This window comes from Thalassospira sp. ER-Se-21-Dark (assembly GCF_017922435.1).
GTDB lineage: Bacteria > Pseudomonadota > Alphaproteobacteria > Rhodospirillales > Thalassospiraceae > Thalassospira.
Map to the genome: position 1 here is coordinate 181,979 of NZ_VDEZ01000004.1, position 12,365 is coordinate 194,343.

Annotated in this window: 10 protein-coding genes; 8 read left to right on the forward strand and 2 right to left on the reverse strand. The window is 53.5% G+C overall.

Annotated elements, in window-relative coordinates; genetic code table 11:
* Positions 1-161: 161 nt before the first annotated feature.
* From FHI25_RS16190 to FHI25_RS16220, 7 genes are all read left to right on the forward strand, one after another.
* Complete coding sequence (locus FHI25_RS16190; protein ID WP_210519539.1) at positions 162-911, forward strand: hypothetical protein; 750 nt, start codon at positions 162-164, stop codon at positions 909-911.
* 408 nt (positions 912-1,319) lie between these two features.
* The gene (locus tag FHI25_RS16195) at positions 1,320-2,576 is read left to right on the forward strand and encodes a phasin family protein (RefSeq protein ID WP_210519541.1); all 1,257 of its coding nucleotides are present in this window, start codon (positions 1,320-1,322) and stop codon (positions 2,574-2,576) included.
* A gap of 305 nt (positions 2,577-2,881) precedes the next feature.
* On the forward strand, positions 2,882-3,208 hold the full coding sequence (gene clpS, locus FHI25_RS16200) for an ATP-dependent Clp protease adapter ClpS (RefSeq protein WP_008890601.1): 327 nt from the start codon (positions 2,882-2,884) through the stop codon (positions 3,206-3,208).
* A 3-nt stretch (positions 3,209-3,211) separates the two neighbouring features.
* Positions 3,212-5,530: an ATP-dependent Clp protease ATP-binding subunit ClpA gene (gene clpA, locus FHI25_RS16205; protein ID WP_210519543.1), complete on the forward strand. Its 2,319-nt coding sequence runs from the start codon at positions 3,212-3,214 to the stop codon at positions 5,528-5,530.
* A 107-nt stretch (positions 5,531-5,637) separates the two neighbouring features.
* Positions 5,638-6,177 carry a hypothetical protein gene (locus FHI25_RS16210; protein WP_210519545.1) on the forward strand — a complete coding sequence of 180 codons (540 nt, stop codon included), beginning with the start codon at positions 5,638-5,640 and terminating at the stop codon, positions 6,175-6,177.
* A 556-nt stretch (positions 6,178-6,733) separates the two neighbouring features.
* A complete protein-coding gene (locus tag FHI25_RS16215) occupies positions 6,734-7,351 on the forward strand; it encodes a hypothetical protein (RefSeq protein WP_210519546.1) in 618 nt (205 codons plus the stop codon).
* 11 nt (positions 7,352-7,362) lie between these two features.
* Positions 7,363-9,045: a methyl-accepting chemotaxis protein gene (locus FHI25_RS16220; protein ID WP_210519548.1), complete on the forward strand. Its 1,683-nt coding sequence runs from the start codon at positions 7,363-7,365 to the stop codon at positions 9,043-9,045.
* Between the two features lie 72 nt (positions 9,046-9,117).
* Here the strand turns inward: FHI25_RS16220 and FHI25_RS16225 are convergent, their stop codons facing one another.
* Entirely contained in the window at positions 9,118-10,278 is a 1,161-nt protein-coding gene (locus FHI25_RS16225; protein ID WP_210519550.1) for a GNAT family N-acetyltransferase, read from the reverse strand.
* 241 nt (positions 10,279-10,519) lie between these two features.
* On the opposite strand from FHI25_RS16225, the gene serA reads away from it, so the two are divergent.
* Positions 10,520-11,761, forward strand: coding sequence for a phosphoglycerate dehydrogenase (serA, locus tag FHI25_RS16230; protein WP_063088315.1), 1,242 nt, complete (start codon positions 10,520-10,522; stop codon positions 11,759-11,761).
* A gap of 79 nt (positions 11,762-11,840) precedes the next feature.
* Here serA and FHI25_RS16235 read toward each other — a convergent pair whose 3' ends face one another.
* Positions 11,841-12,323, reverse strand: a complete 483-nt coding sequence (locus tag FHI25_RS16235) for an N-acetyltransferase (protein ID WP_210519551.1) — start codon at positions 12,321-12,323, stop codon at positions 11,841-11,843.
* Between the last annotated feature and the right edge of the window lie 42 nt (positions 12,324-12,365).

Consider the following 12,365-nt stretch of genomic DNA (forward strand, 5'->3'; position numbering starts at 1 on the left):
GGTTTCCCCAAGAACTAAATAAGTTCACTGTCGCATCACAGCCTTAAACAAATGTTTAAGAACGTCGAATTTCGGTGGTCGTCATTCGGGCCTTGAGATGGCCATTTTTATTCGCAAGACTGTATTTTATATCTCCAGATTAGCAAAAAATCGAGGATCGAATGTCAGAAAAGACGGCTCCAGTTCACACCGATACGGGGACCCGCAGCGCCAGCTGGGCCAAAGCAGGTCTCGCCGCACTGGTGATTGCAGGCCTTGCCGGTTGTACCTTTACCCAAACCAGTGACGTCAGTAATCCGCTTGTCCGCAAGGCATCATGGTTTTCTTATCTTAATGCCGATGATCTTCGTCAGGCTTGTGCAGCAGGCGATGCAGAAGGGCAAATTCGGATCATTTATAATGCCGAGTATTACAAGGAAGTCCGCGTCTTTGAATTAACGCCGTATCCCGGGTTTGAGGAATTCAATCTGACCACCCGCGTGTTCGGGCCGATACAGGTCAAGGAAATCAATGTCGAGGTCAATGCACCGCTTGGTGCATTTGGGGGCGAAGAGGCCGTTGATCGTATTGACCGCGATTCTTATCTTGCCATCACCGATGCGCTGCAGGCCGAAGGTTTCGGAACGCAAAACCGTGATGGTCTGCGTCTGTATTCCGATGATTTTTACTGGGTCGCCATTGGATGCTCGTCGGGTGGCATCACGCTGGGTACCTGGGCATCCGGTGTGGATGATTTGCGTGCCCTTAAGTTCCCGGAAGTGCTGGCAAACCTTTCATCGGTTGAAAAAGACCTTCCTGAGCCGCCTGCCGCTGAAAACGCACGATCACAATCGGCGGCACAGATGCATCATGTCCAGAACAGCGACTCCGGTGAGTTTTACAGAACCGTGCGCGGAAATATGCTTCGCTAGGGTTCCAAAATGTTGCAACCGGGCTATGGCGTGACGTGTTCATGTTATTGCCCGGTCTGCTGAATTTATTGCAACGCAGCAAAACTGTGGACTAATGCCTTGATCAAGTTGCTGTTTTAAAAAATTCTTGGAATTCCGGCGTTTTCCGAAGGAGGCGTGCCGGGAAATATGGCGTTTTTGTCACTAAACTGTACTTGACGTGACCGGGTAATTCCATCTAGGGTTATGTTGCAATGCAACATTGATCCGGATAGATATTCCGGTGATCAGGAGGTTGAGGCAATGGCGGATTCCAAAAAGAAACTAGCCGGGAAAACTGCAACCAAGCAGGCTTCCGCGTCGTCACCCAAAACTGTAGCAGCTTCAGTCCCGTCGGCAGCGCAGTCTGCGCCTGCCAAGCGCAAGGTAATGACATCTTCCGAGATAGAAGCCGCAGCTCAGCAGCCGTCGGCGGAAGCGCAAAAGGCATCGCCTTCACCATCGCCCGATACTGCCAAGACGCCGAGTGACGGTGCGTCGACCAAAGCTGCAGGTCAGGCTGCTTTGTCTGCGACGGCTGCGAAGGGTGATGCATCTGCTGCCAAAACGCCGGTCAAAGATGCTGCGCCGGGCGATGCTTCCGAAAAAAATGCAGAGTCCCCGAAACCTGCGAAGGCTGAGATATCTTTGCCATCTGCGCAGGCATCAAAGCAGGCTGAAACTGCCACGAAACCTTCCGTTGCGACTTCCGGGGCCGCGCGACCTGCTGGCGAGGTGACGTCGCCAGCAAACAAGTCGACAGCGCCCAAATCCCCCACCAAAAGCGAAAAGGCCAATACTGTGAGCACGAAACCCAAAACTACGGCAACCAGCAAGTCTGCCGCTTCCGCCGCCCCGAAAAAGAAAACCGTTGCCAAGTCTGCGCCGAAAAAGGCTGCTGCTGCCCCGGCAAGTACGGCATCGAAATCTGCGCCTGCGCCGAAGGCCGCGGCACCCGCGATGTCTGAGAAATCGGCTGCACCGGCAACCGTGGCAGCTGAGTCTGCTGTTTCCAAGCCTGCGGCAACGCCGACCCCAACCCCAAACAAGTCGACCGCGACCGCAAAGCCGGTTGATGCCAAACCTAAGGCAGAACCAAAGCAGGGCGACGTTTTTGGCTTTGGTGCGTTGTTCATCGACGGAACGGGCATGGAGCCCTATTTCGAACTTTGGAAGACGCCAGAGGTCGAAGCAATGGTCACCGCTGGCAATGAGGCATTCGAAGAAAGTGTTTCTGCTGCCAATGAGGCATTCGGCAAAATCTTTGAAACCATGACCGGTCAGGCCGATGTTTTTTCCGGTGCCGGGTCGCGGGTTGCTGCTCAGTATGAAGAGCTGCTTGATACCCAGAAGAAAAGTTTCGAGGAAGTTTGGCAGGCAACCATGGCGATGTTTGAAAAGACCGGTGGCATTGGCACCGAGCTTTCGAGCTGGATGCAAAAAGAATTTGAAGCATCGCAGGATGATCTTGATGAGTTGACCAAGGTTGAAAGCCTTGCAGACCTTCAGGAGCTGCATTCGCGCATCGTCAATCGCTGCTATGAAAGCGGTTTGGCCGAAGGTGAAAAGATGCAGGAACTGATGTTTTCTGCCTTTTCGGACGGCCTGAATGCGATTAGCAAGGCAACGAATGTTGCGCTGAAATGAGGCAATGGATGCATGTTGGACATCCCAGCACCTTCCAGTCCCGAGCGGGTATGGCTTTTAGCCATGCCCGTTTTTTTATGTGTCTTTTCGCGTCCCGGATAATTTTGGAGTGACAATAATCACGAAGTTTGTCGCCTGATCTTGCAGTGCGTTATTCGCAGCCTAAATGAATCGAAGATGGACAACGAACGAAACTCGGATGCACAATAAATTCCTAGTGAGAACCGCGTAGCGGACTTTGAAAGAGTTTGGCAATGACCTATCATGGAGATCATGCAGGAAATAAGGGTTCCGGTAAGTAGACGATGACTGAACAGGATAATGACGGCACTGATCTGCCGAACACGGGGATCGTAACAAAGACACGGCCCAAGACCAAAAAGCCGTCCATGTACAAGGTGCTGTTGCTGAATGACGACTATACTCCGATGGAGTTCGTCGTTCACGTACTGGAACGGTTTTTTGAAAAGGGACGTGAAGAAGCCACCGAGATCATGCTTCAGGTGCACCGCAAGGGTGTTGGAGTGTGCGGTGTATTCACCTACGAAATCGCAGAGACCAAAGTAAACCAGGTCATGGACCTGGCCCGCCAGAACCAGCATCCGCTGCAGTGTACCTTAGAGAAGGAGTGACATATGCTATCGCGCAATCTTGAGGAAAGCCTGCACCGTGCGCTCGCATATGCGTCGGAGCGCAGGCATGAATATGCCACTCTTGAACATCTTCTGTTGTCGCTGACCGAAGATCAGGATGCGCTGGCAGTGCTGAAGGCCTGCCGGGTTGATATTGATCGGCTGCGCTCCGATCTGCTTGAATTCGCTGATAGCGAGCTTTCCGGCCTGATCAGTGCGCGTCTGGTGGACCCCAAACCGACCGCCGGTTTCCAGCGCGTGATCCAGCGCGCCGCGATCCACGTCCAGTCTTCTGGCCGCGAGGAAGTGACCGGTGCCAACGTGCTTGTTGCCCTGTTCTCTGAACGGGAATCGCATGCGGTTTACTATCTGCAACTCCAGGATATGACGCGTCTTGACGCGGTAAACTACATTTCACACGGTATCGCCAAGGCGACCGAGCTAAATGAGCGCCGCATCCCGCGCGGTGCCGATGAAGAGCCGGTTGCAGGCATGTCGCCAGAAAGCGACGAAAGCGGCCCGGCCGAGGGCGAGGCGCTTAAAGCCTATTGTGTGAACCTCAATGTCAAGGCGCAGAGTGGCAAGATCGATCCGCTGATCGGTCGTCAGAACGAGATTGACCGCACCATTCAGGTTCTGTGTCGTCGTACCAAGAACAACCCGCTTTATGTCGGTGATCCCGGCGTTGGTAAAACCGCCATCGCCGAAGGGCTGGCACGCCGTATCAATGATGGCGATGTGCCAGAGGTTCTCGAAAACGCGACGATCTTTGCTCTTGATATGGGCGCACTTCTGGCCGGTACGCGCTATCGCGGGGATTTCGAAGAACGCCTGAAGGCGGTGGTCAAGGAACTTGAAGAGTACGAAGGTGCTGTTCTGTTCATTGACGAAATCCACACTGTGATTGGTGCTGGTGCGACGTCGGGCGGGGCAATGGATGCGTCCAACCTGCTGAAACCGGCACTGGCAAGCGGGTCGTTGCGTTGCATCGGCTCAACCACCTACAAGGAATTCCGCGGGCACTTTGAAAAGGACCGTGCCCTTGTGCGTCGTTTCCAGAAAATCGATGTAGAGGAACCGTCAGAAGCCGATACCGTCAAAATCCTCAAGGGTCTCAAGCCCTATTACGAGGAGCACCATCAGGTCAAATACACCAACGAAGCCCTGCGTTCGGCGGTTGAGCTGGCATCGCGCTACATCAGTGATCGCAAGCGGCCTGATAGTGCAATTGACGTGATTGACGAGGTTGGCGCATCGCGCATGCTGGTCGCACCCAGCAAACGCAAACGTACGGTGAGCAAACGTGATGTCGAGGAAATCGTCGCCAAGATCGCCCGCATCCCACCAAAATCGGTTTCGACCGATGACCGCAAGGCGCTGGCAAATCTTGAGCGTGACCTGAAAACGGTTGTGTTTGGTCAGGACAAGGCAATCGAAGCGGTTGCCAGTGCGATCAAGCTGGCCCGAGCAGGTCTGCGTGAGCCGGAAAAACCGATTGGCAGTTATCTGTTCTCGGGCCCGACCGGCGTTGGTAAGACCGAGGTTACCAAGCAGTTGGCAACTGTCATGGGGATCGAGTTCATCCGCTTTGACATGTCCGAATATATGGAGCGCCACAGCGTATCACGCCTGATTGGTGCGCCTCCGGGTTATGTCGGGTTTGACCAGGGTGGTCTTCTGACCGATGCCGTTGATCAGCATCCGCATGCGGTTGTGTTGCTTGACGAGATCGAGAAGGCTCATCCGGACCTGTTCAATATTCTCCTGCAGGTCATGGATCATGGCAAACTGACTGATAACAACGGCAAGACGGTCGATTTCCGTAATGTCGTGCTGGTCATGACGACCAATGCCGGTGCATCCGACATGGCCAAGCCGCCGATCGGCTTCAAACGTGAAATGCGCATTGGCGAAGACGAAGAGGCAATCAAGCGTACCTTCTCGCCGGAATTCCGTAACCGTCTGGATGCGGTTATTCCGTTCGCCAACCTGCAGCCGGAAGTCGTCAAGATGGTTGTCGACAAGTTCATCCTGCAGCTTGAAGCACAGCTGGCGGACCGCAATGTTTCGATCGAACTGACCGAAGCAGCACGGGCATGGATGGCCGAGCGCGGCTACGATGCGGCCTTCGGGGCGCGTCCGTTGGGCCGCGTAATTCAGGAGCACGTTAAAAAGCCGCTCGCCGAAGAGTTGCTGTTTGGCAAGCTTTCGAAGGGTGGGGCTGTGCTGGTCGATATCGAAGACGATGCTGTCACCTTCCGTTATCCGGAAGATGAGAATGGCGAAAAACAACAGAAAAAAGATCCGGAAATGGCCAGTTAAAATGGACCTTTTTCGGTTTTCAGGTTGTTGTTAATGATTGGCAGTATAGATTGGTGCCCGGGGATATCGTTCCCCGGGCATAATCATATAAAGAACGCCAGAATATCATGAGCCAGGCTGCACAACGAAAATTTCGGAACGAAGTCGAGGAGTTCCTATCCAGACTTGAGCTGCGTGCGCGAAAGTTGATCGCGCTGGCCAATACGCTTGAAAAGAACGCCGACAAGTCCGACGTCACCGGTTATCGACCGTTTCGTGAAGAAGTCGACAACTTCAAGGCGTTGTCTCTGGTGATTATGGAGCGGATGAACAAGCTCGAATCTCATCCCAAAAAAGAAGAACTGGAAAAACAGTTTCACAAGCTTCAGGTCGTTATGCTCAGGATTGTCATCAAGACGAGCCTGAAATTCTTCTTTGTCATGAGTGCAAAGGAAAACCTGCCGCTTGGTGCGCGCGAGATGTTCCAAAGTGAGCTCAGGACCCTTTATGAGGCAGAGCGGATGATCTCCGATCCGCGCTATATCAGTCAGCTAGACGACTCTGCAAAGGACGACCTTGAGATCGCGAAATCCATTCTCGAGGAAATCATCGAGAAGGCGCCAGCGCTTCTGAACTTCAATAGTCGGACGAAGAAAAAAACGCGCTAAGTACGTGTATAAGCTTGCTGAAAATTATGCAGCTCTAATTCTCTCCAGTGTATTTTTGCAAAATGCAAACTTATTAATTTGCATTTTGCAATCTTTGCATTTTGAAATGCAAAGATTATCAGGTAATGTATTTCAGTCATGTGGGATGGCGACCGGAATTTCCCGAAAAACCACGGTTTTTTGAGGGGGTTATAAAGTTGGCACGCATCCTGCTTATGTCAGTATGGACAGTTGTTCTTTGCAGGGGCGCGTTTCGCGCCTGGAACAACGTAATCTTCTGCAGTTTGCTCGTGTCCCAACCAAACTCAGCGGCGGTTTTTACCGCCGCTTTTTTCTTGCCCGGTCTCTGGCGCCCCTCTTCCCATATGTATCGTAGGTCGCAGTGTTGTTTCTGCGCGTGCAATTCACATATAGCATGTGTGGAAGCTCCTCTCGTGCGGTTCCACATCACCATAGATTCTAAAAAAGGTTGTGTTCGATATTTACCTTTTGTATAAGTATCTATACCAATAGATAGTAGTGATGTGCCATTGGCATAGACTGGGGAGTAGGGCGAATGAGATTCAAAAGTGGTGTGGCTTTGGCCGGTATGCTCGCAGCGACAGTTTTTGTTCTGCCACATGCTGCTTTTGCCAAGGCAGAGTTGCCGGGGGACCCCAATGCACTGATCACGGATGAAGTGATTAGAAACATTCGGGAATGGTTGGCAAATCCGGTTGTTGAATTGTCCATCAGTTCGCAGAACAAGCTGCGCAAGGACATGACACAAGAACAGATTGATGCGGCAGACCTTCAGTGGCGCGCCGAACGCGAAGCAGAAGATCAGCCGTTGGTTGCAGCAATTCTAACCAATCCGCTGTCGAGCTATCTGACACAAGTCCAGGCACGCTCCGGTGGTATGTTTGCCGAAATCTTTGTGATGGACGCCGTTGGCCTGAATGTCGGGCAAAGCTCAATCACGTCCGATTTCTGGCAGGGTGATGAAGCGAAGTTTCAGAATACCTATCCGAATGGTCCCGACGCTGTGTTTATCGACGAGGCCGAATATAACGAGGGTTCTGACGCTTGGCTTGCCCAGCTCAACATGACCATGAGCAACGCAGATCGTCAGCCGATCGGGGCCGTGACCGTTGAGGTTAATCTCAATGAACTCGCGCGTCGCCGTGGTCTGTAGGGAGAAATACAATGAAATTCTTTGAGAACCTCTCTATCCCGGCAAAGCTGATGAGCTGCTTTGCCATTATGATCGCCGTAATCTTGATGGTGGCTGGCGCAGGTGTTTTTTCGACCATGCAGGTCAGCACCGCCAATGATCAGCGCGATTATCTCTCGAAATTCGAACGCGACTATCGCGACCTTGACCGCTCCTATCTTATCGCACGCCAGGAGCTTATCTACTTCCTGACGACCGGCGACCGTGCTGGCTTGGCCGGGTATGAAAAAGCGCGCGAAGAGATCGACATTCGCACGGATGTGCTCAAGACATATGCTTCAATCAGCCCAGAGATCGCTGCCTTGATTGAAGAAATGGACGGTGCTATCGACCGTTGGGAAGAAATTGCAGCGCAACAAGCACAACTGATGCGCCACTATCTGACGGTTAACCATGCGCGTGCGATTGAAGCATCGGGCGAGCCGCGCCAGTTGTCGGATCAGGTCACGACGGTTGCAAATGAACTGGCAAAGAACATCGATCAGATGACTCTGGATGTTGAGGCTGAAGTCGCGCAAGCCATGCAGATCTTCCAGGTTACGCTTGGTGTTGGCGTTATTCTCCTGATCATTATGGCGGTCTTGTTCGGTGGCACTTTGTCGCGGATGATTGCAACGCCAATCCGTAAAATGACCGATGCGATGGGTAAACTGGCTGCTGGTAACCTTGATATCGAAACGCTTGATATGAAACGTGCCGATGAAGTAGGCGCCATGGCCAAGTCGCTTGAAGTCTTCCGGGAAAACGCACGGGAACGTGCCCGCATGGCCGAACAGGAAAAAGTCGAGGCCCAGCGTCAGGTTGAACGTAGCCAGCGCATGGGAACTCTTACCAAGGGCTTTGACGAAAAAATCCAGGATGTTCTGCATGCGGTGAACGCCGCCCTTGATGATGTCCGTTCCGCATCCGAAACGCTGACATCACACGCCCAACGCGCCAACCAGGATGCGCAGGACGTGGCCGAACAGGCGCAAGAATCCTCGACCAATATCGAAACCGTGGCATCGGCAACCGCTCAGTTGTCGGCATCTATCTCCGAGATTTCCTCGCAGATTGCCCGAGTGACCGAAATCACGCAGGAAGCGGTCGGTCAGACAGAACGCACCAACGAGCGTGTTGAAAAACTCAATGAAGCGGCACAAAGCGTTGGCGAGGTGGTCAATCTGATCAGTGACATCGCCGATCAGACCAACCTGTTGGCCTTGAACGCAACCATTGAGTCCGCCCGCGCGGGCGAAGCCGGCAAAGGCTTTGCCGTGGTTGCCGGTGAAGTCAAAAACCTTGCATCCCAGACGGTGAAGGCAACCGAACAGATCACGGCCAAGATTGCCGAGATGCAAAGCGAAACCGGCGCTGCCGCCGAGGCTGTGCGTGGCTTTGCCGACACCATCAACAAGATTGATGAACTGATGTCGGTTGTCGCCAGTGCGGTGGAAGAGCAGGGCGCTGCAACCGAGGAAATCTCGCGCAGTGTCGAAGGGGCTGCAAACGGTAACGTTGCCATCACCAATGCTGTTAAAAGCGTTGCCAGTGCAACCACCGAAAGTGGTGACCTTTCCAGTGGCCAGCTTGACAGTGTCGGGCGATTGGCGGCCGCCAATGACGAACTTCGCAGTCACGTCAACGGCTTCCTGAATGACGTCCGGACCGTCTGACGCCTAAGACATATCAATCCAAAAGGCGCGGGAATTTCCCGCGCCTTTTTTGTTTGGGGTATCCAGGCTGGGTTACGGCCCTGATGGTTCCTTGCGATAAGGGCTGTGTTCGGAAAGGATGTAATCGCGGTCTTGACTGATGTGATTGCGCTCCTGGGTCAAAAATTGCGCGACCGCGCGTTTCAGTCCCGGATCGGCGATCAGATGGGCGGAATGGGTTATTACCGGTTCATAGCCGCGCTGGATCTTATGTTCGCCCTGTGCCCCGGCCTCGACGGTTTTAAGGCCATGCTCAATCGCGATATCAATGGCCTGATAGTAACAGGTTTCGAAATGCAGAAGCGGCGTACGGTCGATCGTGCCCCAGTTGCGGCCATAAAGGGTTTCAGACCCGATCAAGTTAAGAGCACCGGCCACCATTTCACCGTCATTGAACGCACATACAAGAACCGTGCGATCACGCATACGGTCATGCAGCAGATCAAAGAAGTCGCGCGTCAGATAAGCCTGGCCCCATTTGCGGTCAGATGTGTCGCGATAGAAATGATAAAACCGGTCCCAATGGTCGGATTTCAAATCATCCCCACGTAGTGCCTTGAAATTGTATCCGGCCGCCAGAACCTGCTTGCGTTCCTTGCGCAGATTTTTGCGTTTGCGCGAATTAAGTGCCCCCAGAAAATCATCGAAATTCTGATAGTCGCGATTGCGCCAGTGATACTGCATGCCCGTGCGCGCCAGAAAGCCTGCCTGTTCCATCAACTGGCTTTCATCGCCGCTGCAAAACGTGACATGCAGGGTCGCCATTCCAAGCTTTTCCGGCAATATCGTCATGCCGCTGATTAAGGCGTTGCGCACGCTGTCAGGATCTGGGTGATCCTTGGTGACAAGCAGCCGCGGGCCCGGCACCGGGGAAAATGGCACAGCCGATTGCAGTTTGGGGTAATAGCGCCCACCGGCACGTTCATAGGCCTCTGCCCATGACCAGTCGAAAACATATTCGCCGTAAGAATGGCCTTTGACATAAAGCGGCACGATACCGATGACATCACCAGTCTCATCTTCTGCCACAAGGTGAAATGGTTGCCAGCCGGTTTCGGCGGTGGTTGATCCGCTGTCTTCCATGGCGGACAGGAAGGCAAAGCTGACAAACGGGTTGTCAAACCCGGCACACTTGTCCCACTGGGCCTGTCCGATTTGATGAATATCGGTGACGGTTTTGATTTCGACAGCCAAATCTGAATTCCTGCAGATGGTCCCCATGGCGCCCGGTTTAACTCCCGAGGCCTTATTTTTATACGCATTAGCCGGTATATGCGTTCAGAAGATATGCGCAATGCGCATTTACGCAAGGGAAAGCCTTTGACGGAAGCGCATCTAAGTCCTATTTCATTGTGCGACAGGCCATTTGGAATGGGTCTGAAAACGGCTCGGGGATTTTCCCGTGTCGCCCTCGCGAAGAAAAGGATGGTGCGCCGTGAACAGCAAACTTTCGTTGGAGAAGGACAAGATCAAGGTTGTCCTGCTCGAAGGTATCCATGAAAACGCTGTAAAGATGTTCAAAGAGGCCGGCTACTCAAATGTCGACCATTACCCTGCTGCGCTCGACGCGGACGAATTGAAGTCCGTTGTCTCCGAAGCGCACTTTTTGGGCATTCGTTCCCGCACCAAACTGACCGAAGACGTTATCGAAGCTGCGTCCAAGCTGACCTCGATCGGCTGTTTCTGCATCGGCACCAACCAGGTTGACCTGCAGGCCGCTGCGATGCGCGGTATCCCGGTGTTTAACGCACCGTATTCCAACACCCGTTCGGTTGCCGAACTGGTGCTGGGCCAGATCATCATGCTGCTGCGTGGTATTCCCAAACGTAACGCAGCCGCCCATGAAGGCGACTGGCTGAAAAATGCCCATGGCTCATACGAGGCACGTGGCAAGACGCTTGGTATCATCGGCTATGGCCATATCGGTTCGCAGCTTTCTGTGCTGGCGGAATCGCTTGGCATGAATGTCATCTATTTTGACGTCATCAATAAGCTTGCCATGGGCAATGCCAATTCCTGTTCGTCGATGGATGAACTGCTTGCCAGATCCGATGTGGTGTCGCTGCATGTTCCGGCCAATGAGCAGACCAAGAACATGATCACGGCGACTGAGCTCGCCAAGATGAAAAAGGGCGCACACCTGATCAATGCGGCACGTGGCAATGTCATCGTGATCGAAGATCTGGCCGCCGCCCTTGAAAGTGGTCATTTGGCCGGTGCGGCGATTGACGTTTTCCCGGTCGAACCGGCCGGCAAGGACGAGCAGTTCGAAAGCCCGCTGCGCGGTATGAGCAACGTCATCCTGACCCCGCATATCGGTGGTTCGACCCAGGAGGCACAGGAAAATATCGGGATCGAGGTCGCAGACAAGCTGATCACCTATTCCGATAACGGCTCGACCCTAGGGGCTGTGAACTTCCCGGAAGTGTCACTTCCGGTCAAGGACCGTACCCACACCCGCTTCATGCACATTCACCGCAACGTGCCGGGCGTGCTGCTTAAGATCAACGATGTGTTTGCCCGTCGTGGCATCAACATCAGCGGCCAGTATCTGCGCTCAGAAGGCGGCGTTGGTTATGTGGTGGTCGAGGTCGACGAGGAAATCAAACCGGGCGAGGGCGTTCGCAAGGAACTCTCGGCGATCGAAGGTACACTTCGCGTGCGCTTCCTGTTCTGATCTGAACCGGTTTAAGAAAATAAAGAAGGGCGGGTGCCAGATGGTCCCCGCCCTTTTTCTGTCTTGGTGTCTGCGTTGCTTACAGCTTGCGATACATCACCAGTGCATCGGTTTCACCCAATGTCGGGTGCATGAAGGCACCGGGTAGGCGCCCGACAATCTCAAACCCAAGCGTCGGCCACAGATGCACGGCGGCGGCGTTGCTGGCGATGACGAAATTGAATTGCATCGCGCGGTATCCAAGCTCCTTGGCGCGGATCAGTGAATCTTCACACATGCGCCGCGCAATGCCCCGGCCACTGGCCGCAGGAGGTGTCATATAGCCGCAATTACAAACGTGCGATCCGCCGCCGCCCTGATTTTGGCGGATGTAATAGGTGCCAACGATCTTGCCGTCTTCCTCGGCAACCAGTGTGACCTTGTCCTTTCCCATCCAATAGGCAATGACGTCGTCATCACTCATATTGCAATCAATGGCATAGGTATCCCCGGCCCGAAGGATGGGGGCGACAATATCAAGAATGGCTGGAACATCTTGTTCGGTGGCGGGGCGAATTTGCATGCGGTGCTCGTCTTGGCGTGAAGGTCAATCGGTTCGGCCGAA

Excerpts from the sequence above, each read along its gene's own strand:
- FHI25_RS16190 (WP_210519539.1), top strand. The coding sequence starts at position 162 with ATGTCAGAAAAGACGGCTCCAGTTCACACCGATACGGGGACCCGCAGC.
- FHI25_RS16195 (WP_210519541.1), top strand. The coding sequence starts at position 1,320 with ATGACATCTTCCGAGATAGAAGCCGCAGCTCAGCAGCCGTCGGCGGAA.
- clpA (WP_210519543.1), top strand. The coding sequence starts at position 3,212 with ATGCTATCGCGCAATCTTGAGGAAAGCCTGCACCGTGCGCTCGCATAT.
- FHI25_RS16235 (WP_210519551.1), bottom strand. The coding sequence starts at position 12,323 with ATGCAAATTCGCCCCGCCACCGAACAAGATGTTCCAGCCATTCTTGAT.
- FHI25_RS16210 (WP_210519545.1), top strand. The coding sequence starts at position 5,638 with ATGAGCCAGGCTGCACAACGAAAATTTCGGAACGAAGTCGAGGAGTTC.
- FHI25_RS16215 (WP_210519546.1), top strand. The coding sequence starts at position 6,734 with ATGAGATTCAAAAGTGGTGTGGCTTTGGCCGGTATGCTCGCAGCGACA.
- clpS (WP_008890601.1), top strand. The coding sequence starts at position 2,882 with ATGACTGAACAGGATAATGACGGCACTGATCTGCCGAACACGGGGATC.
- FHI25_RS16220 (WP_210519548.1), top strand. The coding sequence starts at position 7,363 with ATGAAATTCTTTGAGAACCTCTCTATCCCGGCAAAGCTGATGAGCTGC.